Raw genomic sequence first — 23,975 nt, 5'->3', positions numbered from 1 at the left:
CATGTCCTCAGGAGATGCGCTGGCAGGCTCGGGCGATCAGTTCCCTGAGCGGCCGGGCAACCTGGGGCGCGGCGGCCAACACCGGCCCGCCTTGAAGAAGGGATCGTCCTTCGCCTGGGAACTCGGCGGTAAAGCCGCCGGCCTCGCGGACCATCAGCAGAGCGGCGAGGCAGTCCCAGGCGTTGATATGCGGCTCGTAATAGGCACAGAGACGTCCGGCGGCGACCTCGGCGATCGACAGCGCGCCGGAGCCGGAGCGAACGAACATGCCGCCGCTCTCGAGCAGCGCATGGAGCACGGCGGATATCTCAAGCGCGGCGACGCGATGACTGGCGCCAAGGCCTACGAGGCCGGTACCGAGGCTGGCCTGCCCGTCGACCCGGATCGTATCGCCGTTGAGGCGGGCGCCTTCGCCCGAGACGGCCTCATAGAGGTCGCCCGTCACCGGGGCCAGGATCAGGCCGAAGCGTGTTTGCTCATGTTCATCGGACAGCGCGATCGAAATGCACCAGTTCGGCAGGCCGTGGACGAAGCAACTGGTGCCGTCGATCGGATCCACGGTCCAGCGCCAGCCGGATCGGCTATCCTGGAGACCGTATTCCTCGCCCAGAAAGCCGTCGTCCGGGAAGGTGGCGGCGACGGACGAGCGGATCAGTTCCTCGACGGCCCGGTCGGCGATGGAGACGACGTCCTGCCCATTGAGCTTGGCGTCGATGGCAAGATGCGCGCGGTCGGCAAAGTGCCCCAGCGCCAACCGGCCGGCCTCGCCGATGATGTTGCGGGCGAGATCGAGACGCATGCGGACGTCATATGGGATATTCACGGTAGAGGTCCTCCATCGGCCGCTGGCCGGAAGGTGTCGCGGATCATTAGCCGGGCCTCGATACGCAGGCTTACAGGCGGGGTGGACGGATTGGCGGCCCGATTCTCCAGCAGCGCCACCGCCCGTTCGGCCAGATCCAGCGGGTCCTGCCGGAAGGTGGAGAGGCGATAGCCGAGCCAGGCGGCCTCCGGCAGGTCGTCGAAGCCGACCACAGCCACATCCTCCGGGACGCGCAGGCCGAGCCGGGTCTTCACGTGGTCGATCAGCGCAAAGGCGACGAGGTCGTTGACGGCGAACATCGCGCTCGGCCTCTCGTCTGTCGAGAACAGGCGTTCGGCCGCTAGAAGCCCGCCCGCGTAGTCCGTGTCCGGTCCTCGCGCCACGGCGACAACGGCCCCCAGCCGGCGCGCCTCGGCGACGAACGCCTGTTCGCGCTCGACGATGGCCGGCGTGCCGCTTTCCGAGCCGGCAAAGGCCAGGCGCCGGTGCCCGGCCCGGATGAACGCTGCGGCAAGCGCACGCGCGGCGGCGGCATTGTCGGTCTGGACGAGGTCGATTTCCGGTGCCTCGCGGCCGATGGCGACGAGCGGCAGGCCGTTCGACCGGGCGAGCTCGATGAAGGAGGACGGTGGCGAGCCCGACAGCACAATCACGGCTTCGGCGCGGTGGCCGAACAGCGTGCGCTGGGCCGCCTCGGTCTCCTCTGTCGTCTCGCCGGCGTTGATGAGCACCGGCACCGAGCCACGGCGGATCAGTACGGCGGCCAGCGCCGCGGTCAGGTGGGCGCGAAAGCCGACCTCCGGCTTGGTGGCAACCAGGCCGACGATGCGGCTGCGATTGGCGAGCAACCCTCTGGCGAGGTCGTTGACCTGATAGCCGAGACGGGTGGCGGCCTCCATGATCTTCTCGCGCGTTTCCGGCGCAACGGAAGCGCCGGGCGTAAAGGCGCGCGAGACGGCCGACCGCGATACGCCCGCGAGTTCGGCGACGTCGCGTGCGCTCACGAAGCGGGGTGGGGGCTGGGCTTTGCCGTTGAGAGTGTCGGTCATGGCGGAAGCCTACTGTCCTACCTTGGCGAGAACATCCGCGCGGAGGAACTTCTCCACCACCAGCATGAAGGCGATGGACGGGACGAGCAGCAGCAGCGCGGTGATCGAGGCGACTTGGTAGTTGCCGCCGGCTCCTGCCGAATAGAGCAGGAGCGGCAGCGTCGTCACATCCGGCGCGCCGACGAAGTAGCTGCCGGTGAACTCGTCGAGCGACTCCAGGAAGACGAAGATGGCGCTTGCCATCAAGCCGGGCGCGGCGAGCGGCAGCGTCACGTCGGCGAAGGCCTTGAGGCCGGAGGCGCCGAGGTTGCGGGCGGCGAGTTCCAGATCTCGGTCGACGGCGGAGAACGCGGCGGCGGCGATCCAGACCGCATAGACGAGGCCATGCGTCACGTGCACCAGCACGACGCCAAGGACGGTGCCGTTGAGGCCGATCTCGTAGAACAGCCTTGCGATGTTGACGTAGACGGGCAGGTTGGGAAACGCCTGCGGCAGCAGGAAGGCGAGCAACACAAGGCCCCTCAGCGGCAGCTTTAGGCGGGCGAGCGCATAGCCGGCGGGAATGGCGAGCGCCAGCGACCCCGCCACGGTGAACAGCGCGATGCCGATCGAGGCGACGAGCGATTGCAGTGCGTTGCCGCGCGGTGCGAACACCCGGCTCCAGTAGCTGAAGCCGTAATCGACCGGCAGCGTATGCGGGAAGTACCACCGCTCGGCCACCGTCCAGACCAGCATGTTGAGAAGCGGCCCGAAGATGACGAAGGCCAGCGCTCCGAGAACGGCCGCGCGCGGTAGCCACCAGAGGAAGCCACTGAGGGAATCGAACCCACGCGGCACGGCCGGGGACGTGGATGTCGCGCTCATCGGCCCTGCCTCATGTTGATGCGGAGATAGAACCAGGCCGCGACGGCGCTGATCGCCAGCGAGATCAGACCGAGCGCATTGGCGACGCCATAGTCGCGGTAGGTGCTGAGGCGGAAGGCGATGTCGGCGGTGATCATGGTCGGCGCCTGGGCGTTGATCATCAGCGGCACGGACAGCACGCCCATCATCGTGACGAAGGACAAGACGAGGCCGACCAGCAGCGTGGTCGTCACCTGCGGCACGACGATCTCGATGAGAATGCGAAGCCTGGAGGCGCCGAGGTTGCGAGCCGCTTCGATGGTGCCTCGGTCGAGCGAGGCCATGGCGCCGGCCACCATCAGCGCCACGAAGGGCGTCTGCTTCCAGACGAAGGCGATGACGATCCCACGCCAGTCGAGATAGCTGGTGGCGGAAAGCGGATCGATGAGTCCGAGCGCGATGAGCGTCGAGTTCAGGAGGCCGCTCTTGGCAAGGAAGGTGCGCAGGATCTGCCCGACGACGATGAACGGGATGAACATTGGCCAGCGATAGAGCCAGCGCAGGATGGCGACGGCGGTGGGGTTCTCGCCGAGTGTGAGATAGCCGCCAATGGCGATGGCGAGACCGCCGGTCAGGAGGGCCGAGAGGGCAACGATCACCGTCGTGAAGACGATGTCCTGAGTATAGAGATCGTAGGCCTTAGCGAAGTTGCCGAGGCCGTAGGCCCCGTCCACTTCGAAGGCGCCGATCACCGAAGCGGCGAGCGGCAGCATGAAGAGCAGGAGGATGACGACCAGTGCCGGCGAGACCAGCACCGGGCCGAGAAGACGTGCCATCGGCTTGTCCGGAAAGCATTGGTGAAGAAGGCCGCCCCGCCGGGCAGGGCGGCCTCATGGATTGGTGGCGGCTCAGTTGGCGACCTTGGCTTCGTAGGCTTCGAGGATGGCCGTGTTGTACGGGGCAAGCGGGAAGGGCTTGCCCTTCTCGGCGAGATCGGCCGGCGTGATGTCGACGAACAGCTTGTTCCAGGTGGCGTCGTCCAGCTCGGCCTTGACCTTGTCGGCGTCGATGCCCGGATACCAGTTGAACTTCTTGACGATGCCCTCGGCCTGCACCTTCGGCGAGGTGGCCAGCTCGACGAACTTCTCGGCAAGTTCCTTGTTCGGCGCCTTGGCCGGGATGACGTAGTGCATCGGCTGGCCGGGCATGCCGGGGGCGGGAAGCAGCAGCTTCAGCTCGGGCGGCAAGCGGCCGTCGGCCTGCCAGGAGTAGAACATGTCCACCCACACCGGTCCCAGGGCGATTTCGCCGCGCGACAGGAGATCCAGCGTGCCGGCATTGCCCGGTGTCAGCGTGGCCGACTCGGTGAACGCCTTGAGGCTTTCGAAGGCGTCATCCCACTTGGCTTCCTCGGCCTTGTCGAACGGGCCGTACATCAGCTTCTGGGCATCGCTGCCCGAGAAGGCGTAGACCCAGCCCATCACGAAGCTGACGCCCGAGGCGCCGCCCTTGATGCCGTTGTAGCCGAACTGACCGGGATGGGCCTTCGCCCACTCGGCGATCTCGGCGTAGCTCTTGGGCGGGTTGGGAACCAGCGAAGGGTTGTAGGCGATGGCAGTCTGGCTGTTGAACATCGGCATGACGTAGCCCTTGACCTCGGTGCCCAGGGCATTGTCGGCGTTGGCGCGCGTCACCAGCTTGCCGGTGGCGATCTTGTCCCGGTAGGCCTCGAGATAGCCGGCCTGCACCATCGGGCCGGCGAACTTCTCGTGGACGACCGCGACGTCGGTGTCCCAGGTGGCAGTGCCGGCCTTGGCCTGGGCGTCGAAGCGCTCGACGATCTTCTGCGAGCCGGCGTCGCCGGGACCGGTGCCGACGGCGCGGACGGTGTTGCCCGGATTCTGCTGTTCGAACAGCGGGGCCAGGTAATCGTTGATGTAGTCGACCATGTTCTGGTCGCCGGCGGTGATCACGGTCAGCTCGGCGGCGCCGGCCGGCGAAGCCACGATGGCAAGCGCCATCGTCGAGTTGAGCAACAGCTTGTTCATGACGCGTCTCCGATTTCGATCGTCAGATCTTGGATGTCAGGCAATCAGTCTTTCCCGAACCGGCGAGCGCTCGTCGGCAGCGGATGGCGGGGTGCCGGCCGGCGCACAGGCCGGTGCGGCAAACAGGAAGAGGCCACTTGTGGGGACCCGAACGAGCACGTCGCTGCCGGGGGGCAGGGCTTCGGGACCGTCGACGAGCACCGAGCCCTCGCCGATGCGAACCGTGTGGCGCCACTCGCCGCCGGGATAGACGACGGCTTCGATGCGCCCGATCAGGTCGACGGCGTTGGCATCGTCAGGACGCTTCTCGTCGAGGGGCCTGAGTTGCAGCCGCTCGGAACGGAAGCGCGCTTCGATCTTGCCGCTAGGCGGGGCGGGGCGATCGAGCAGAAGGCTGGCCGCCCTGTTGAGCGGCCCGGCGGCGATGTCGACACGATGCCCGGAGCAGGAGGCGTCGAGATGGATGACATTCTCGGCGCCCATGAAGGCGGCGACGAAGGCCGACGCCGGGCGCGTGTAGATGTCCTGGGGTGTCCCGAGTTGGGCTATGCGCCCCTTGTCCAGGATGACGATGCGGTCGGCCATCACCATGGCTTCCTCGCGATCGTGGGTGACATGAATGGTGGTGATGCCGAGCCGCTGCTGCAGGGCGCGGATTTCGTGGCGCACGGTCAGGCGGATACGGGCGTCGAGGTTGGACAGCGGCTCGTCGAGAAGCAGGATGTCCGGGTCGACGGCCAGGGCGCGGCCGAGTGCGACACGCTGACGCTGGCCGCCGGACAGCTCCGAAGGCTTGCGCCCGCCGAGCCCTTCCAGACCGAGCAATGCTTCCATCTCGGCGACGCGGGCGGCGATCGCTTCGCGACGCCAGCCCTTGAGGCGAAGGCCGTAGCCGATGTTGCGCGCCGCCGTCATGTGCGGCCAGAGAGCGTAGGACTGGAACACCATGGCCATGCCGCGCTTGTCGGGCGGCAGGCGGGTGACATCGCGCCCTCCGACGTGGATACGGCCGGCGCTGGGGAAGGCAAAGCCGGCGATGGTGCGAAGAAGCGTCGTCTTACCGCAGCCCGAGGCCCCGAGCAGCGCCACGAACTCGCCCTTGCCGATCGAGAGGTCGATGCTTTCGAGCACCTTCGTTCGGCTGTAGCCGGCGTCGATGCCCTGAAGGCCGAGGTAGGCGTCTTCGCTCATTGTCCATGCGCTTGCACAGCTGTGCAAACGTCCCCGCAAGCAGTTCTGTCTTGGACATTGCGATAGACGCCGATCGTTACAGGCCGATGACAGGGAGCGTGAGGCGCGGCGGCAGACGGCGTCCGTCGCCCGGCGAGCGGGCGATCCTGTGCGCTTTCGGAGTGGGTGGCGCCGGCACGTTTCCCGCGATAGCCTGTGCACGCCGCTCGGCGGAACCTCGGTTGCGACGGGCGGTTACGGTCACCATATCGCATCGATCATCGCGCCCGTGCCCCTCGGCCGCCAACCAGACAGGAGACCTCCATGCTCGTCGACGGCAAATGGACAGCCGATTGGAAGCCGGTTGAAAAGACCGACGAAAAGGGCGGCTTCGTCCGCCAGACCTCCAGCTTTCGCAACTGGGTGACGCCCGACGGGAAAGCCGGCCCCACCGGCGAAGCGGGCTTTGCCGCGGAGGCGGGCCGCTATCACCTCTATGTCGCGCTGATCTGCCCCTGGGCTTCGCGAACGCTGATCGGCCGCAAGTTGAAGGGGCTTGAGGACGTCATCTCGCTGTCGATCGTCGAGCCCGCCATTTCCGACGAGGGCTGGCGTTTCGGCGACTATCCCGGCGCCACCGCCGACACGGTCAACGGCGCCACCTACCTTCATCAGGTCTACACCAAGGCCGATCCCCACTTCACCGGCCGCGCCACCGTACCGGTGCTGTGGGACAAGAAGCTTGGCACCATCGTCAACAACGAGTCGGCCGACATCCTGAGGATGCTCAACTCCGGCTTCGGCGATCTCGCCACGTCGGACCTCGATCTCTATCCGGCCGATCTCGCGGCGGAGATCGATGCGCTCAACGACCGCATCTATCCGCGTCTCAACAATGGTGTCTATCGAGCGGGCTTTGCCACCAGACAGGTGGCCTATGACGAGGCTTTCGCCGACGTGTTCGACATGCTCGATGAGCTGGAAGCCCGGCTCGCCGACGGACGGCCTTTCCTCCATGGCGACCGGTTTACCGAAACGGACGTTCGGCTGTTCGTGACGCTGATCCGCTTCGATGCGGCCTACCACGGCCTTTTCAAGTGCAACCTGCGGCGCATTGCCGACTATCCCGGCCTCAGCGGCTACCTGAAACGCGCCCTCGATTTCCCGGGCGTCCGGGACACCGTCAGCATCGACCACATCAAACGCGGCTATTACTCGATGAAGGCGCTCAATCCGCAGCGCATCGTGCCGCTCGGCCCCGACCTCAGCGATCTGGGGCTTTCCGGTTAAGCCCGTCGCCACGACGTGCCCCACCGCCACCGAGACGCCCGCCCATGCCGTTTGTCGGCACGGGCGGGCTTTCCTTTACTTTGCCGGTGTCACGCTATCGACGGCGTAGATGCCTTCCGGCGTTTGCGCGACCGTGAAGGCAATGGTCTCGCCGGCTTTGAGCGCACCGAGATCGATGGAAGGCAGCACTGCGAAGTCCATCGTCATGCCGGGCCAGCCGAGCGCGTCGATCGGACCGTGTGTGAGGTTGAGGGTGCGGCCTGCCATGTCGATCGAGTTGATCTTGCCGGTGGTACCGGCATCGCCGGCAAGGGCGGTGGAGGCGACGGCAACGAGGATGGTCGCGGCGGCGAAGAGTTTCTTCATAGGATCAGTCCTTCAGGGTGACGGTGGTTGCGGGGAGGGCGACCGCCGCAGCGGCCGATGACGCGGTCCGAGTGAGACCGCGAGCTTTCACCAGCGCGTAGATCGCCGGGATGACGAGAAGCGTTAGAACGGTGGAGGAAATCATGCCGCCGATCATCGGCACGGCGATGCGCTGCATCACCTCCGAGCCGGTGCCGTGGCTCCACATGATCGGCAGGAGGCCGGCCATGATGGCCACCACGGTCATCATCTTAGGACGGACGCGCTCGACCGCGCCCTCCATGATAGCGGCATTGAGATCGTCGCGTGTCAGCGGCTGTCCCTCGGCCGCTCGCTTCGCCTTGATCGCCTCGAACGCGTGGTCGAGGTAGATCAGCATGACCACGCCCGTTTCGGCAGCGACGCCGGCGAGAGCGATAAAGCCGACGGCGACGGCCACCGACAGGTTGAAGCCGAGCAGGTCCATGTACCAGACGCCGCCGACCAGGGCGAAAGGCAGCGAGGCCATGACGATCAGCGTTTCGGTGATGCGGCGGAAGTTCATGTAGAGGAGGAGGAAGATCAGGGCGATGGTGACCGGCACCACCACCTTCAGCTTCTCCTTGGCCCGCTCCATGTATTCGAACTGGCCGCTCCAGGTGACGTAATAGCCCGGCGGCATCTTCACCTCGGCATCCACGGCCGTCTTGGCGTCGGCGACATAGCTGCCGATGTCGCGATCACGGATGTCGACGAAGATGTAGGCCGACAGCAACGCGTTCTCGGTGCGGATGGTCGCGGGGCCGCGCGCGAGGCGAACGTCGGCCAACTGGCCGAGCGGAATGGCGCCGCCTCCCTCGGGATGGATCAGCACGTCGCGGGCGATGGCGTCCGGATCGGACCTGAGGTCGCGCGGATAGCGCACGTTGACCGAGAAGCGCTCGCGGCCCTCGACGGTGGTGGTCACCATCTCGCCGCCGAGCGCGGTCAGGATCACCTCCTGCATGTCGCCGACGGTGAGTCCGTAGCGGGCGAGCTCGTCGCGCCTCGGCTCGATGTCGAGGTAGTAGCCGCCACCGATGCGCTCGGCATAGGCCGAGGTGGTGCCGGGCACCTTCTTCACCACCGCCTCGATCTTCTTGGCGATCCGCTCCATTTCACCGAGATCGCGGCCGAACACCTTGATGCCGATCGGCGTGCGGATGCCGGTGGAGAGCATGTCGGTGCGCGCCTTGAGCGGCATGGTCCAGGCGTTGGAAACGCCCGGCAATTGCAGCGCCTTGTCCATCTCCGCAATCAGGTCGTCGGTGGTGAGGCCCGGCCGCCATTCCTCCTGCGGTTTGAGGTTGATGACCGTCTCGAACATCTCCGTCGGCGCCGGATCGGTGGCTGTCGCGGCACGGCCCGCCTTGCCGTAGACGCTCGCCACCTCGGGGAAGCTCTTGATGATGCGGTCCTGCACCTGGATGAGCTCAGCCGCCTTGGTGATAGAAAGACCCGGCAGCGTCGTCGGCATGTAAAGGAGAGTGCCTTCGTTGAGCGCCGGCATGAACTCGCTGCCGAGCCGGCTCGCCGGGATCACCGAACCGCCGAGGATGACGAGCGCCAGGGCGATGGTCGGCACCTTCGCCCTTAGTACGAGGCGGATGATCGGCCGATAAAGCCAGATCAGCGCCCGGTTCACCGGGTTCTTCTGTTCCGGCAGGATGCGGCCGCGAACGAAGATCAGCATCAGCACCGGCACCAGCGTCACCGACAGGAAGGCCGCGCCGGCCATCGAGAAGGTCTTGGTGAAGGCGAGCGGCTTGAACAGCCGTCCTTCCTGATCCTCCAGCGCGAACACCGGCAGGAAGGAAACGGTGATCACCAGGAGGCTGAAGAACAGCGCCGGCCCGACCTCGACGGCGGCGTCGATCAGCGTCTGAACCCGCGATGCGCCGGGCGGCGCATGCTCCAGCCGCTTGTGGGCGTTCTCGATCATGACGATGGAGGCGTCGACCATGGCACCGACGGCAATGGCGATGCCGCCGAGGCTCATGATGTTGGACGTCATGCCCATGGCATTCATGATCATCACCGCGATCATCACGCCGATCGGCAAGGTGACGATGGCGACCAGCGCCGACCGCACATGCAGCAGGAAGACGATGCAGACCAGGGCGACGATGATGCTTTCCTCGATCAGCGTGCCCTTGAGGTTCTCGACCGCCTTCAGGATCAGTTCGGAGCGGTCGTAGACGGCCTCGATCGACACGCCGTCGGGCAGGCCCGAGGCGAGCTCGGCGATCTTCTCCTTGACGTTGTCGATCACCTTGAGGGCATTCTCGCCGGAGCGCTGCAGCACGATGCCGCTCACCACCTCGCCCTCGCCGTTGAGCTCGGTGAGGCCGCGCCGCTCGTCGGGGCCAATCTCGACGCGTGCGACGTCGCGAACCAGGACGGGCGTGCCGCCGTCGACCTTCAGCACGATGGTCTCGATGTCGGCCGGAGACTTTATGTAGCCGTGGCCGCGCACCACGAACTCGGTTTCGGCCATCTCGACGACGCGGCCGCCGACGTCCTGGTTGCTGGCGCGGATCGCCTGGCTGAGTTTGGATAGCGGAATGCCGTAGGCCTGCAGCTTCTGCGGGTCGACCACCACCTGATACTGCTGGACGAAGCCGCCGACGCTGGCCACCTCCGACACGCCGCCGGCCTTGGTCAGCTGATAGCGGAGGAACCAGTCCTGCAAGGTGCGAAGTTCGGCAAGCGTGCGGTCCTTCGCTTTCAGGACATACTGGTAGACCCAGCCGACGCCGGTGGCGTCCGGTCCCAGCGTTGGCGTCACGCCCTCGGGCAGGCGCTTGGCGGCAAAGCTCAGGTATTCGAGCACGCGCGAGCGCGCCCAGTAGATGTCCGTGCCATCCTCGAAGATGACGTAGACGAAGGAGGTGCCGAAGGAGGAGAAGCCGCGCACCACCTTGGATTTCGGCACAGACAGCATGGCGGTGGTGAGCGGATAGGTGACCTGGTCCTCGACGACCTGCGGCGCCTGGCCGGGGTAATCGGTGTAGAGGATCACCTGGGTATCGGAGAGGTCGGGCAGTGCGTCGAGCGGAATGCGTGCCACCGAATGGATGCCGGCCGCGACGAGCAGCACGGTGCCGATCAGCACGAAAACGACGTTTCGTGCCGACCAACGGATGAGACTGACGATCATGACGATTACTTCTCCCCGGCGTCGGCAGCGGCCGGCGCAAAGGCGCCGAGCGCCGAGCGCAGGTTGCTTTCGGAATCGATGAGGAAGTTGGCGCGGGTTACCACCTTCTCGCCGGCATCAAGTCCACCGTCGATGCGGATGTAGCCGTCGGCACGCGGGCCGGTCTTGACCTCGCGCGGCGCAAAGCGCCCGTCGCCGCTTTCGACCAGCACTACCTTGCGCGTGCCGCTATCGAGCACGGCCGAGTCAGGCACAGCAAGGGCGGGCAGGTCAGTTGCGGTGGCGAGATGGACGGTGCCGTAGAGGTTGGGCCGCAGCAAGCCACCCGGATTGGTAAGTTCGATGCGGACCTTGGCGGTGCGGCTTTCAGCGGCCAGTGTTGGATAGACGAAGTTGATAGTCCCCTTGAAACGTCGGTCGGGCATCGAGTTGATGGTGACTTCGGCCTGCTCGCCAATGTGGACGGCGGCGAGGTCCTGCTCGAAGACCTCGGCGAGCATCCATACCTGCGACAGATCGGCGATGCGGTAGAGCGTCTCGCCCGGCATGAAGCGCATGCCGCGCACGGCCAACTTCTCCAGCACGACGCCGTCCGCCTCTGCGCGGTAGGGCAGGGTCCGCATCGCCTTGCCCGTCGCCTTGAGGCGGGCGATCTCCTCATCGGCAATGCCGAGGTTCTTCAACCGTGCCAGTGCCGCCTGAGCCAACCCGGCGTCGCCCCGGGCGGACAGATATTCCTCCTGCGCCAGCACGAGTTCGGGGCTGTAGACCTCCATCAGTACGTCGCCGCGACGAACCGTGGCGCCGGTGGTGTCGGCGACGAGGCGCTCGACCCAGGCTTCGAAGCGCGGGGCCACTTGGTACTCGTTGCGCTCGTCGACCGCGACCGCGCCGACCGCCCTGACCGAGCGGCTCATCGCCCTGAGAGCTGCGGGTTCGGTTCGGACGCCGAGTGTCTGGATCTTGTCGGCGCTGACGGCGACGGTGCCGGAAGTATCCTCATCGGCATAAACCGGCACATAGGCCATGCCCATGGCGTCCTTTTTCGGCACCGGCGAGGTGTCCGGCAGACCCATGGGGTTGCGATAGTAGAGCACGCGGCGAGCACCCGGCACGGGGACGGCCGGTGTCGGCTCGGTTGCCGGCGTTGCCGCGACAGGTGCTGCCGGAGCGGCGCCATGCCCGGCGTGATCCGATTGCGCCAGGGCCTCGATGGCGAGCGGCGAGCCGACGGCGACAAGGGACGTCACCACGGCAACGGCGGCCAACAGATGTGATCTCGTCATCAGAAATCCTCCCCGACGATGCGTTCGATCTCGGCGAGCGCGAGCTGTTCCTTGAAGGTGGCTTCGATGTTGTCGACGAGCGCTCGGCGCAGTGCCTGTTCGGCGGCAAGAACGGTCGGAAAGTCGGCTTTGCCGAGCGCATAGGCCTTGGTCGAGGAACTGAGGGCGATGCGGGCCTGCGGCAACGTGGTGCCGGCAATGGTCTTCCGTCGGGTACCGAGCGCGCCGAGCTCTGAAATGGCCGAGTGGATATCGGCATCGTTGTCGAGCCGCAGGGCGTCGAGCCTGACGCGCGCGGCCGCTGCCTTGGCCGCTGCTTCTCGTTGCTCGGCACGCTTGGCGTCCCATTGCAGAGGGACGGAGAACTCGACCATTACCTCGACGCTGTCGAACCGGTCGTTCTGACGCATGGCGCCAAGGCCGAGCTCGACACCGGGCAGGAAGTTCCGTTCGGCAAGACGCTGTTCGCTTTTGGCGGCCTCGACGTCGGCAAGTCCCATGCGAGCCTGGGGCGAGCCGGCATTTGCCCGGGCGACCAGATCCGCGGCCCGAATAGTCTTCAGCGGAGGAATGGCGCGGGGCGATGGGCGAGCGGCGAGCGGCGCGTCGGCGCCACGCCCCAACAGGCGGTTGAGGCGGGCGGCGGCGGTCTCCTTCTCTGCGGCGAGGCGAGCGACATCGGCGCGAAGGGACCCGGCCTCGCTTTGGGCGCCGGTGACATCGGCGAGCGAAGCCGCATTCTCGGCGTAGCGGGCGCGGGCAATGTCGGACAGGCGATCGAAAGTGGCGACGAGCTTGCGTGTCTCATCGAGTGCCAGATGCGCCGAATGATATTCGGCATAGGCGACCTTCACGCGATAGGCGACCTGCGTCTCGACATCCCTCGCCGAAGCCGTCGCCTTGCGCGCCTCCCAGTCGGCGATCTCGCGCTTCAATGCCGTCTGGCCCCAGAGGGGCAGCATCTGGCGGATCTGATAGGTCTCCTGAGCAAGGGAGCCGAGATCGTCGCGTGGGCTTGTCAGCTCGATCTTGATCTTGGGGTCATCCCAGGCACCGGCGTAGCCGATGCGCTCTCGCGCCGCGTCGGCATCAAGGGTCGCAGCGGCGACATCCGGATTCATCCTGCGGGCGGTTGCCAGGAGATCGGCAAGTTCGGATTTCGGTTCGGCGGCCTGCGCGCCGAAGGCGAGAAGGCCCGCAATCGGTACGGCGAGCCAAGCCCCGATGGTTCGGGGAAAAGCAGGTAAAAACATGGGACTAGAAGCTTTCCGCCAGCATCGGTCGATGACGATGCCGGCCTTGCTGCCCTGTCGATCCGCCAGCAAAGACGGTCCCGAAGGGCGTTGAACAGGCGTCGCGACGGCGCGACGCTACGGTTCGGCAAGGAAAACGACAGCTATGGGAGAGAGCGCTCCGCTACCGGCCACCGGGGTGGCAAGGGCGGAAGCCTGCGCGATCCATGACTGTCAGGCGGAAGAGCTTGGTGGCCGAAGGCTTGGGTCCGGGGCACGCCCCAGCAAGAGCTCAGTCGGGCCCACCGCCAACGTCAGTCCTTCCGACACGACCGAAGCGGGCAGAAGGGCAGCGAACACGCCGGTCGGCAGATCGGCGCAGATGCTGCCAATCATGCAGGGCGCACTACCTTGATGGTCCGATAGATCGCAAGCGCCGTCGGTGTTTTTGACGCCGTGCGCAGCGTGCGTCATGGAGCCCATATCCGGGCCGCAGCTGGCGTCCGAAGCGACGGTGGAAAAGGAGGTCGAAGGCCCCATGGTGGGAACAGGCATGACGGCAACGAACAGCATCGCCAGCACATAGAGGCCGGCGATCACCAATCGCGCTGTTTTTCCGAAGGCCATGCCGCCCCTCGCTCTGAAACATCAAATCCTTATCTTCTCGGTCAGCTTAAGGTCAACAACGTGGAATCCCATAGCGCGACGGCTTCCGGTACCGCCGCGCAAGGTTGGTCTGTCATTGCTCTCTCAAAATCCTCCGCGAGGAACCCGTCGCTCGAACCGGGCGTTTCGTCCGGTACACTCTCGGAGGCGGCATGTTTTCCAAGGACGGCACCATTCGCATCGGCATATCCGGATGGACCTATTCGCCCTGGCGCGGTCGCTTCTATCCGAAAGGGCTGCGGCAAAGCCGAGAACTCGCCTATGCCGCGTCCCGCTTCTCGGCGCTGGAAATCAACGGGACATTCTATGGTTTGCAGAAGCCGCGCGTTTTCGACCGATGGGCATCGGAAACGCCGGACAACTTCATCTTTGCCGTCAAGGGACCGCGCTTCATAACTCACGTGAAGCGCTTGAAGGACGTCGAGGCGCCGCTCGCCAACTTCTTTGCGTCGGGGCCGTTGCGGCTCGGTTCGAAGCTTGGTCCCATACTCTGGCAGCTTCCGCCAAGCTTTGCCTTGGACATCGAGCGGATGCGTGCCTTTCTGACCCTGTTGCCCAGAGATACCGACGCCGCTGCCGACTTGGCCCTTCGCCATGACGATCACATACGCAATTCGGACGAAACGCGGCCAGTCATGCAAGCCATCCGGTACGCGTTGGAGATACGGCACGACAGCTTTCGCAATCCGGCTTTCATCGAACTCCTGCGCGAGCAGGACGTCGCCTTGGTGTGCGCCGATACTGTCGAATGGCCCCGCCTGATGGATGTGACCTCCGACTTCGTCTACTGCCGGCTGCACGGATCGCGCGACCTATACCGGTCCGGATATGACGCCGCCGAGCGCCGACGTTGGGCTCGCCGCGTTGCCGCCTGGGCCAGGGGCGAGGCGATGGACGACGGCGAGTTCGCAGGGAATGTCAAAGCACCGGACAGGCCGCGCGAGGTCTTCCTGTTCTTCGACAACACCGATGGGCTGCGCGCTCCCGACGATGCTCTCGCGATGATGGAAGAACTCGGCGTCGAGTGGCGGCCTGCCGATGATCGCCTGTTGATCTGACGGGAATCGCCGAGGTCGCGACATCGAGTGTGGCAAACGGCGTTTTCACCGCAAGCCCGGACCTCCGAGATCGTATATCAACGCTGGTGGCTTTGCCGCGAGATCGAGTTGGTGCGCCCCACCGTCATCGTCGCCACGATGGGTTCGGCACTGGCGGAATGCTTCGTTGCCGACGAGCGCGGGGCCGATGTTCTTCGGCAACCGGCACGGGCTTTATGCTCGTCCGACGACATGCGTCCTGGACGAAGCGCGGCGGCGATCGGCAAGCAAACGACCTTCATAGCTTCGACGCCTAGCTCTTCCCTGCGGTTTTGGGCAAGGTGGACGGCACGCTGATGGAAACCGGGTCGCTGGCCGGGAAACTGTCCTCCAGCCCTTCCTCCAACTGCTCCTCCAGTATGTCGCGATCCTGGGCTTCTCGGGCGTCGTTCGTGGTCGGAATCTCGTCCCGCTGTCCCGAGGATACGGCCTCGCAGACGGCCTTCATCGCCTCCTTGGCACGGTCGGTCGGGTCTTGCTCCGTCAGGCCCTTCTCCGCAGGCGGCAGCGCTATGGTGACGACGGTGTTGTCGACCATGCTGAACTCGACGCGGTATTGGCCATCCTCGAGCGGCGTCACTTCTTTCACCTTGATCGTCATCACGGCCTCCTTCGGCTGACTGGCGACGGTTCCACGGGGACGCGCTTATTTCAGTGCGCAATCCACTATGACGAAACGGTTCCGACATCCTCGTGGTTCCATCAAGGCGGCAATGACAGTCGCAAGCAACGGTGCCGGCTCCCGCTCTCCGATGCCATATACGTGTGAGTAGAGTGTGGAGTTTAGAATTATATAAATCGAAGCGTAACTAGTATTTGTTTTTAGTATAAGTATGTTCAAAAATCGACAACAATTGTATCGCGCTAAATTACATATATTTATAGCGCGGTTCGCTTGGTTATGTTTGCGTAAGGTGACGATTTAGAGCGCGCAGAATGCGGAACAATTGGCTGCATTCGGGGTTGTGGGTGGCTAGCAGAAGGACGGCACGATCCCATCAAGGAGAAAAGCGATGCCTAATCGACAGAGCAACACTGGCGACACCTCCCGTCGTGGATTTGCATCGATGGACGAAGACAAGCAGCGGGAGATCGCCGCTCAGGGTGGGCGCGAGTCCGGCGGAAACTTCAAGAACGATCCGGAACGCGCCTCCGAAGCCGGCCGCAAGGGCGGTCAGGAATCCGGCGGCAACTTCAAGAACGACCCCGGGCGCGCGGCTGAAGCCGGTCGCAAGGGCGGTCAGGAGTCCGGTGGCAACTTCAAGAACGACCCCGAGCGTGCGGCCGAAGCCGGTCGCAAGGGCGGTCAGCACTAATCTGCCATCATCTCGGGTATTTCACGGCCTCCTGAAAAGGGGGCCGTGATTGCTTTTGGCCACTCGCGGGTCTCCGCCCCCGTCTCGCTTTTAGCGTTGCTTGACCGGACGGGCAGTAGGATAGGACAAGCTCTGCGGCGATGGCGCTTCACGTCAGCCAATATAGAACCGTGTAAGGGCCGAGAGCATCCTCCGAGAACGTGCCTTCGCACCATAGGGGAACGATGTCCCGCCATTCGCCTGTCTGCGGCGTCGCGCCGAGATTGGCGGCAAGGTTGAGGTGGGCGCCGTCGGCAAGCTTCCAGCGAACCTGAAACGCTCGCTGCCCCAATATCTCCGCCGAGCCGCTGTTGCCTTCGATCCCGACGAGGCGAGGCGTGAGGGCCGTTGCCCTCGCCTGGAGCAGGTCCTTGTAGAGCGTGAGCATCTCGGCGGCCTCCGGCGATGTCCGCTCGCTCCAATCGAGCTTGCATCCGAGAAACGCGCTCTCGCTCATCGGGTCGATATGCCTGTGTGTCGCGGCCAAGGGAAAGTCCTTGAGCTCCTCCGCTCGGCTTCTGCGGATGGCATTGCCCAGTTCCTTGATATCGGAGAAGAAACAGAAGGGTGTCGTGGCACCCCATTCCTCCCCCATGAACAGCATGGGGATCTGCGGCGACAGCAGATAAAGCGCTGCCAGCATCCGGGCCGCCTCGCGCGGCACCAGATGGCTGATGCGCTCGCCCGCCGGCCGGTTGCCGGTATGGTCGTGGTTCTGGATGAAAGATACGAACGCCGTCGGCGGCAGAAATGCGCTCGGCTCGCCGTGGACCCGGTTTTCTCGCGCCAGATACTCGCCCTGCCACGCGAAGCCCTCGGCAAACGCCCTTGCCACGAGGTCGATGCGCTCGGCATAGGGCTGGTAGTAGGCTTGGCCTTCCCCGGTCATCAATGCATGTAGCGAGTGGTGCAGGTCGTCGTTCCACTGCGCCGTATAGAGCCACGGCGTTCCGTCGTCGCGGCGCCGTAGCCAGCTCGCCTGGTTGTGGGAGTTCTCGGCGATGAGATGGATGTGGCGGCCGTCGCTTGCCGCGCGGGTCTGTTCGGCCAGGTCCTGGATCAGGTGTTTGGGGCCGCTGTCTTCGATGGCATGCAGCGCATCGAAGCGCAGGCCGTCGAAGCGATACTCGTTGATCCAGAATCTGGCGTTGGCGAGAACGAGGTCCCTCACCACAGTGGCGTTTTCGCCATCGATGTTGAGCCCCGGTCCCCACGGCGTTTCCTTGTCGTTGAGGATGGGCGCGTAGAGCGGGATGTAGTTCCCCTTCGGCCCGAAGTGATTGTAGACGACGTCCAGCATGACCATCATGCCGAGCTCATGGGCGCGATTGATCAGGGCTTTTAGGTCTTCCGGGCGGCCGTAGGACGCGTCGGGGGCAAACATGTAGACGCCGTCGTATCCCCAGTTCCAGCGCCCCGCGAAATCGGCGAGCGGCATGATCTGCAAGGCGGTGATACCGAGCTCTACGAGCTCCTCAAGCTTGTCCGCCGCTGCCCGGAAGGTGCCTTCCGGCGTGAACGTGCCAATATGCACTTCATAGAAGACGCACTCCTCCCAGGGGCGGCCGCGCCATCCGAGGTCGGTCCATTCGAACGCCAGCGGGTCAATGACCTCGCTCGGACCGTCGACGTCCTCCGGCTGATATCGGGAGGCGGGGTCCGGCACCTTCTTGCCGTCCGGCAGGCAGAACATGTATCGGCTGCCGTGGTTCACGCCGGGTACTTCCACTTCGTACCATCCGCGCACATCCTGCTGCATCGGCAGCGACCAGCCGTCGACTTCCAGCTCGACCGACGGAACGAGCGGTGCCCATAGACGAAATCGAACGCCGTCCGGCGTCATCTGGGTGCCGAACTTCATTTCCTGTTCGCGGCGAATGGTGCGAAGCTGCAAGACAAGTCTCCTCGGAAACTGGCGAAACGAGCTGTGTCGTGGACCGGCACGGCTACGGCGAGCGAAGAGGATGCCTTGTCTCAGGCATCCGGCCCGTCTGTTGGGGAAGCGGCATCAGGAACGGACTCGGCCTGACTTTGTTCCCGCCATTCCGCCAGCACGAGGGTGCGTGCCGGCATGGTGAAGGTGGTCTCACTGCCGAGCCGAACATCCTCGAGTTCGGTGTCCGTGGCAAGGATCACGCCCCAATCTCCCGGCTGCCCCGTAGGAATCTTGAAGCTGACCGCGACGTGCGAGGCATTCAGCATGATCAGCAGGGGGGCTTCGCTCTCCAGGACCGGGGCAAGGCGCAGCGTCAGGCATTTGGAATGCGGATTTTCCCAATCCTCCTCGGTCATCCGTTCGCCGTGGTTGTTGAACCAGACGACGTCGGGCTGTCCCATCTCGTTGCGGGCACCGGTCAGAAACTCCGGCCGCGACAGGGCGGAGTGGTTCCTGCGAAGATCGGCGAGCCGCGCCACGAACTTCGGCAGTTCCGGATCGTCGTTCGACCAGTTGACCCAGCCGATTTCATTGTCCTGGCAGTAGGCGTTGTTGTTTCCACCCTGCGTGTTGGAGCACTCGTCGCCGGCGAGCACCATCGGGACGCCCTGGCTGAGGAACAGAGTGGCGAGCAGGTTGCGTTTCTGCCGGCGGCGCAGGGCGTTGATCGCCTCGTCATCGGTCTCGCCCTCGGCGCCGCAGTTCCAGCTCTTGTTGTCGTCGTGGCCGTCCCGGTTATCCTCTCCGTTGGCCTCGTTGTGCTTGTGGTTGTAGGTGACGAGATCATGCAGGGTGAAGCCGTCATGCGCCGTGATGAAGTTGACGCTCGACCATGGGCGGCGTCGTCCTTCGGCGAAAATGTCCTGCGAGGCCGCCACTCGGGTGGCAAAGCTCGGCAGCAGCCCCTCTTCGCCGCTCCAGAAGCCGCGCACCTTGTCGCGGTAGTCGCCATTCCATTCGGAAAAGCCCGGCGGAAATGACCCGAGCTGATAGCCGCCCGGTCCGATGTCCCAGGGTTCGGCGATCAGTTTCAGCCCACCCAGCAGCGGGTCCTGGAGAATGGCATTGAAAAAGGCGTGACCGGGGTCGAAGCCGCTAGGGCGCCGGCCGAGCGTCGTGGCGAGATCGAAGCGGAAGCCGTCGATGCCATAGACCGACGCCCACATGCGCAGGCTGTCGAGCACCATCTGCAACACGCGCGGATGATCGGTGTTGAGCGCGTTTCCGCAGCCGGTGAGGTTGTCGTAGTAGCGTCCGTTGTCTGGCAGGAGGCGGTAATAGGACGCGTTGTCGATCCCCTTGAAGGACAGCATCGGTCCCAGGTGGTTGCCCTCGCAGGTGTGGTTGTAGACGACGTCGAGGATGATCTCGATGCCGGCCTGATGCAGCAGGTCGACGGCCTCTCCTATGGACTCCAGACCGTTGTCGCCGAGGTAGCGCTGTTCGGGGGCGAAAAAGCCAAGGGTATTGTAGCCCCAGTAGTTGGAGAGCCCGTTGTCGACGAGGTGCCGGTCCTGCAGGAAGGCGTGGATCGGCAGCAGTTCCAGCGAGGTGATGCCGAGGCCGACGAGGTAATCGACGAACTCCGGCTGGCCCAGTGCGGTGAACGTTCCGCGGATGGTCTTCGGCACCAACGGATGAAGCATGGTGAGACCGCGCGCGTGGCCTTCGTAGATGACCGTCTTCGCCCAGGATACGCGGGGATGCTGGGTGGTGGCCATCGGTGTGCCCGCGATCACGCGTGCCTTCGGCATGTAGGCGGCACTGTCGCGCTCGTCCATCAGCAGGTCGGCATCGTCACCAGCGCCGATCTGATAGCCGTAGAGAGTGTCGTTCCAGCGAATGTCGCCGACGAGTTGGCGGGCGTAGGGGTCGAGCAGCAGCTTGTTGGGGTTGAAGCGGTACCCGGCTTCGGGCGCCCACGGCCCATGGACGCGCCAGCCGTAGACTTGTCCGCGACCAACGCCGGGCAAGTAACAGTGCCAGACGCCATTGGTGCACTCGCGCAGGTCGATGCGCTCGGTTTCGGTGATGCCGAAGCGATCGAACAGGCAAAGCGTGACGCCGCTTGCGTTGTCGGAGAACAGAGCGAAGTTGGCACCTTTGTCATCGACCGTCACGCCCAAGGGAAAAGCCGAACCAGGCATCACTTTACGCATTCATGTTTTCTCCGGGCGCGAGGGAGCTGCCGTTGTCTTGTTGTGTGAGAGATCGCTATGGGTGCCGGAACGCCAGTCGTCCGACGATAGCTTGAAGCCCGTGACGGCGGTGCGGCGCCGCGATAGTCCATCGCGGTCTCCACGGATCACACGGTCGATTTTCCAGTGAAACGCCATTCAAGCAGGGCTCGGAAGGGTGATTTGGGAGACGTATTCGGTGGTTCGTGAAACTGACCGGGGCGGGATTGGTTCCGCTGCATGGTCGAACTCGGGATGTGCGTGGACGTGGCCCAACGGATCGAGCTTTTTGACGAGTGGGTGCAATTCATCGGAGCGGACCGGGGGAATTCCCGGCCCGCTTGTGGCTTTGGAACTCGTCCAGGTTTCAAAATGTAAAATAATGCACACAGATTTGTTGAATTGGCTTAGCGGGATTAGGTTCCGGCGCCCATACTCCCTTCCATGATGAGCCGCGCAAGCCCGTCCGAGAATGTAGGTCAGCGGCTCGGGAGGAAATGCTATGAAGGTGAAAGCCGTCGTTCTCGAGGGCGTTGGCGAGATTCGTCTCCGCGACATCGAGCTTCCTGGGTCTCTTGAGCCTGCATCGGACGAGGTCCGGGTCGCCATCAAGGCGGTGGGCATCTGCGGCAGCGATGTTCACTATCTGAAGCACGGCCGTATCGGCGACTTCATCGTCAACGAGCCGATGGTGCTCGGTCATGAAGCCTCGGGCGTCGTGACGGCGGTTGGCGCCAAGGTCTCCCACCTCAAGGTCGGCGACCGCGTCTGCATGGAGCCCGGCATTCCCGACTTCGGCTCGCGCCAGACGCTGGAAGGCCATTACAACCTCGATCCGGCCGTGCGCTTCTGGGCGACGCCGCCGATCCACGGCTGCCTGACGCCGGAAGTGGTTCATCCGGCGGCGCTGACCTACAAGCTGCCCGACAACGTGTCGTTCGCCGAGGGCGCCATGGTCGAGCCGCTGGCGATCGGCGTCTACGCCGCCGCCAAGGGCGCCATCCGTCCCGGCGACATCGCCGTGGTGGCCGGTGCCGGTACCATCGGCATGATGGTGGCCTTCGCCGCGCTCGCTTCGGGCTGCTCGGAAGTGATCGTCAGCGACGTCGCCAAGGCCAAGCTCGACATCATCGCCAAGGTGCCCGGCGTCATCGCCGTCGACCTGACGCGCGAAAAGCTTGCCGACGTGGTCGCCCGGCGGACGGCCGGCAAGGGCGCCGACCTGTTCTTCGAGGCGAGCGGCGCTCCCAAGGCCTTCGACGACATGCTGGACGTGGTGACGCAGGGTGGCCGGGTGGTTCTGGTCGGCATGCCGCAGGATCGTGTTCCGCTCGACGTGGTGGCGCTTGAGGTCAAGGAAATCAGCCTGACCGGCATCTTCCGCTACGCCAACGTCTGGGACCGCACGCTGGCGCTGCTTGGTTCGGGCAAGATCGACGTCAAGCCGCTGATCTCGGCGAGCTATCCGTTCGACAAGTCGATCGAGGCCTTCGAACGGGCTGCCCAGCAGAACCCGTCGGACGTCAAGGTCCAGATCACGTTCTGAGCAAGACGGCGCGGGGTGCCTCGCGGGACTGCCTGACAAAGGTATGCATGATGAATGCAAGTTCCGGATGCAGGCACTCCCGACGCGGTCTGCTCCCCGATCATCGAGATGGTCTCGCCCGTTCGATGCGGGCGGAACCTTAATCGTTCGAAATTATCGCGCCGTAAGGCGCACCCGGTGGGCGAAGGGAAGGTCGTTCGCTCGGGCTCTATCGGACGATCGGGCGAGTCCTGTCGTCCAGAATATGTGGCCCGTCGGCAGGTTGTGAGGAACCGGCTGCGGGGGGTGGAGAAGAGCGATCGGCATGCCGGGCAGAGGAAGCCCGCCGGTTTCGCTTATCCGCCCGATCGACGCCGGATGGCGAGGGAGGGGATGTCATGTTCATCGGAGTAGACTGCGGTACGCAGGGAACCAAGGCGCTCGTCATCGACGACAGTGGACGGGTATGCGGTCGCGGTCATGCTGCCCATAGCCTGATCGAGCGCGACAGCGGCGCCCGCGAGCAGCATCCTTCGATCTGGGTCGACGCGATGGTTGCCGCCGTGCGCATGGCGCTGAAGGAAGCAGCCCTGCCGGCCGACGCGATCCGTTGCCTCGGCATTTCCGGCCAGCAGCATGGCCTCGCCGTGCTCGACGACAAGGGGGCGGTGATCCGTCCCGCCAAGCTCTGGTGCGATACCGAGACGGCGCCCAACAACGAGCGGATTGTCGCCGCCCTCGGTGGAGCGTCCGCCTGGTTCGACAAGGTCGGCATCATCCCTCTCACCGGCTACACCATCTCCAAGCTGGCCTTCCTCGCCGACCGCGAGCCGGACAACTTCGCCCGCATCGCCCACATCCTGCTGCCGCACGACTACCTCAACCACTGGCTCACCGGGCGCTTCGTGGCCGAATACGGCGACGCATCGGGCACCGGCTTCTTCGACGTGCGCAAGCGGGCCTGGGTGCCGGACGTGCTGTCCCTGATCGATCGCGACAGCGGCCATCTCGCCGCCGCCCTGCCGGAGCTCGTTGCGCCGGACGCCATCGTCGGCAAGCTGACGCCGGCCGCTGCCCAAGCGCTTGGCCTTACCACCAACTGCCTGGTGGCCGCCGGCGGTGGCGACAACATGATGGGCGCCATCGGCACCGGCAACGTACGCGAGGGGGTGGTCACCATCAGCCTCGGCACCTCGGCGACGGTTTTCTCCTATTCCGATACACCGGTTCTCGATCCGAGCGGCGCCGTCGCTCCCTTCTGCTCGTCGAGTGGTGGCTGGCTGCCGCTCGTCTGCACCATGAACGCTACCAACGTCACCTCCGGCGGCGCCCACCTGCTCGGGCGCGACATCGGCTTCGTTTCCGAAGCGCTGGAGGCGGCGGCGCCGGGTGCCGGCGGCATCACCATGCTGCCGTTCCTCAACGGCGAGCGCACGCCCGACCTGCCGACTGCTCGCGGGACCATCCTCGGCCTGTCCGCCGTCAACATGACGCCGGAAAACTTGATGCGGGCCATGGTCGAAGGCGTCACTTTCGGCGTGCTCGCCGGCCTTCATCGCATTCGCGGCGACAAGGCCGCCGAGCGGGTGTTCATGATCGGCGGCGGCGCACGCAGCAAGCCCTGGCGCCAGATGGTCGCCGACATGACGGGCGCCGAGATCGTCGTTCCCACTGGCGACGAGGCGGGGTGCCTTGGCGCGGCGATCCAGGCGATCTGGGCCTACGGTCGGTCCACCGGAGCCGGTGAGGATATCGCCGCCATCGCCGATCGCTGCGTCAGCCTCGATGCCGACAAGACGACGACGCCGGTTGCGAGCCGCAAGTCCGCCTACGACGAGGCCTTCGGGCTCTATCGGGGCCGGCTCGCCGACGTGCACGGCGTCAACTGACGAACGCCAAGCCGAACTCACATTTCGCTATCCGGTCGATCAAGG

Annotated in this window: 19 protein-coding genes; 5 read left to right on the top strand and 14 right to left on the bottom strand. The window is 64.9% G+C overall.

The window, feature by feature from the left end; translation table 11 throughout:
- Positions 1-7 precede the first annotated feature (7 nt).
- From QQZ18_RS10970 to QQZ18_RS10945, 6 genes are all read right to left on the bottom strand, one after another.
- On the bottom strand, positions 8-823 hold the full coding sequence (locus QQZ18_RS10970; protein WP_446728628.1) for an inositol monophosphatase family protein: 816 nt from the start codon (positions 821-823) through the stop codon (positions 8-10).
- On the bottom strand, positions 820-1,872 hold the full coding sequence (locus QQZ18_RS10965; protein WP_284540916.1) for a LacI family DNA-binding transcriptional regulator: 1,053 nt from the start codon (positions 1,870-1,872) through the stop codon (positions 820-822). Before QQZ18_RS10965 ends, QQZ18_RS10970 begins: the two co-directional genes overlap by 4 nt.
- Positions 1,873-1,881: 9 nt before the next feature.
- Positions 1,882-2,736: an ABC transporter permease gene (locus tag QQZ18_RS10960; RefSeq protein WP_284540915.1), complete on the bottom strand. Its 855-nt coding sequence runs from the start codon at positions 2,734-2,736 to the stop codon at positions 1,882-1,884.
- Positions 2,733-3,551 carry an ABC transporter permease gene (locus tag QQZ18_RS10955; protein ID WP_284540914.1) on the bottom strand — a complete coding sequence of 273 codons (819 nt, stop codon included), beginning with the start codon at positions 3,549-3,551 and terminating at the stop codon, positions 2,733-2,735. The genes QQZ18_RS10960 and QQZ18_RS10955 overlap by 4 nt, the downstream gene beginning before the upstream one ends.
- Positions 3,552-3,623: 72 nt before the next feature.
- Positions 3,624-4,763: an ABC transporter substrate-binding protein gene (locus QQZ18_RS10950; protein ID WP_284540913.1), complete on the bottom strand. Its 1,140-nt coding sequence runs from the start codon at positions 4,761-4,763 to the stop codon at positions 3,624-3,626.
- Positions 4,764-4,799: 36 nt separating this feature from the next.
- On the bottom strand, positions 4,800-5,954 hold the full coding sequence (locus QQZ18_RS10945) for an ABC transporter ATP-binding protein (RefSeq protein ID WP_284540912.1): 1,155 nt from the start codon (positions 5,952-5,954) through the stop codon (positions 4,800-4,802).
- Between the two features lie 303 nt (positions 5,955-6,257).
- On the opposite strand from QQZ18_RS10945, the gene QQZ18_RS10940 reads away from it, so the two are divergent.
- A complete protein-coding gene (locus tag QQZ18_RS10940) occupies positions 6,258-7,223 on the top strand; it encodes a glutathione S-transferase family protein (protein WP_284540911.1) in 966 nt (321 codons plus the stop codon).
- A 75-nt stretch (positions 7,224-7,298) separates the two neighbouring features.
- Here the strand turns inward: QQZ18_RS10940 and QQZ18_RS10935 are convergent, their stop codons facing one another.
- The 5 genes from QQZ18_RS10935 to QQZ18_RS10915 all read right to left on the bottom strand — a co-directional run bounded on the left by QQZ18_RS10935 (position 7,299) and on the right by QQZ18_RS10915 (position 13,912).
- Positions 7,299-7,589, bottom strand: a complete 291-nt coding sequence (locus tag QQZ18_RS10935) for a copper-binding protein (protein ID WP_284540910.1) — start codon at positions 7,587-7,589, stop codon at positions 7,299-7,301.
- 4 nt (positions 7,590-7,593) lie between these two features.
- Complete coding sequence (locus QQZ18_RS10930; protein WP_284540909.1) at positions 7,594-10,767, bottom strand: efflux RND transporter permease subunit; 3,174 nt, start codon at positions 10,765-10,767, stop codon at positions 7,594-7,596.
- Positions 10,768-10,772: 5 nt separating this feature from the next.
- Positions 10,773-12,053: an efflux RND transporter periplasmic adaptor subunit gene (locus tag QQZ18_RS10925; protein WP_284540908.1), complete on the bottom strand. Its 1,281-nt coding sequence runs from the start codon at positions 12,051-12,053 to the stop codon at positions 10,773-10,775.
- Positions 12,053-13,306 carry a TolC family protein gene (locus QQZ18_RS10920; protein ID WP_284540907.1) on the bottom strand — a complete coding sequence of 418 codons (1,254 nt, stop codon included), beginning with the start codon at positions 13,304-13,306 and terminating at the stop codon, positions 12,053-12,055. Before QQZ18_RS10920 ends, QQZ18_RS10925 begins: the two co-directional genes overlap by 1 nt.
- A 213-nt stretch (positions 13,307-13,519) precedes the next feature.
- Complete coding sequence (locus tag QQZ18_RS10915) at positions 13,520-13,912, bottom strand: hypothetical protein (RefSeq protein ID WP_284540906.1); 393 nt, start codon at positions 13,910-13,912, stop codon at positions 13,520-13,522.
- 191 nt (positions 13,913-14,103) lie between these two features.
- Here QQZ18_RS10915 and QQZ18_RS10910 point away from each other — a divergent pair, with 191 nt between their 5' ends.
- Positions 14,104-15,009 carry a DUF72 domain-containing protein gene (locus tag QQZ18_RS10910; protein ID WP_284540905.1) on the top strand — a complete coding sequence of 302 codons (906 nt, stop codon included), beginning with the start codon at positions 14,104-14,106 and terminating at the stop codon, positions 15,007-15,009.
- Between the two features lie 292 nt (positions 15,010-15,301).
- Here QQZ18_RS10910 and QQZ18_RS10905 read toward each other — a convergent pair whose 3' ends face one another.
- Positions 15,302-15,649: a hypothetical protein gene (locus tag QQZ18_RS10905; protein WP_284540904.1), complete on the bottom strand. Its 348-nt coding sequence runs from the start codon at positions 15,647-15,649 to the stop codon at positions 15,302-15,304.
- Positions 15,650-16,061: 412 nt separating this feature from the next.
- Between QQZ18_RS10905 and QQZ18_RS10895 the strand changes: the two genes are divergently transcribed.
- Positions 16,062-16,364, top strand: coding sequence for a general stress protein (locus QQZ18_RS10895; protein ID WP_446728627.1), 303 nt, complete (start codon positions 16,062-16,064; stop codon positions 16,362-16,364).
- 148 nt (positions 16,365-16,512) lie between these two features.
- Here the strand turns inward: QQZ18_RS10895 and treZ are convergent, their stop codons facing one another.
- The gene (treZ, locus tag QQZ18_RS10890) at positions 16,513-18,297 is read right to left on the bottom strand and encodes a malto-oligosyltrehalose trehalohydrolase (RefSeq protein WP_284540903.1); all 1,785 of its coding nucleotides are present in this window, start codon (positions 18,295-18,297) and stop codon (positions 16,513-16,515) included.
- A gap of 80 nt (positions 18,298-18,377) precedes the next feature.
- A complete protein-coding gene (glgX, locus tag QQZ18_RS10885) occupies positions 18,378-20,498 on the bottom strand; it encodes a glycogen debranching protein GlgX (protein WP_284540902.1) in 2,121 nt (706 codons plus the stop codon).
- A 526-nt stretch (positions 20,499-21,024) separates the two neighbouring features.
- Here glgX and QQZ18_RS10880 point away from each other — a divergent pair.
- Both QQZ18_RS10880 and xylB read left to right on the top strand, forming a co-directional pair.
- Positions 21,025-22,062 (top strand): NAD(P)-dependent alcohol dehydrogenase, encoded by a 1,038-nt coding sequence (locus QQZ18_RS10880; RefSeq protein WP_284541029.1) that lies wholly within the window; start codon positions 21,025-21,027, stop codon positions 22,060-22,062.
- A gap of 377 nt (positions 22,063-22,439) precedes the next feature.
- On the top strand, positions 22,440-23,930 hold the full coding sequence (gene xylB / locus QQZ18_RS10875; RefSeq protein ID WP_284540901.1) for a xylulokinase: 1,491 nt from the start codon (positions 22,440-22,442) through the stop codon (positions 23,928-23,930).
- Positions 23,931-23,975 lie beyond the last annotated feature (45 nt).

Origin of the sequence: Pleomorphomonas sp. T1.2MG-36 (genome assembly GCF_950100655.1) — a bacterium.
Lineage (GTDB): Bacteria > Pseudomonadota > Alphaproteobacteria > Rhizobiales > Pleomorphomonadaceae > Pleomorphomonas.
The sequence above is the reverse complement of the archived record's forward strand: the minus strand, read 5'-3'. Positions and strand labels throughout refer to the sequence as shown.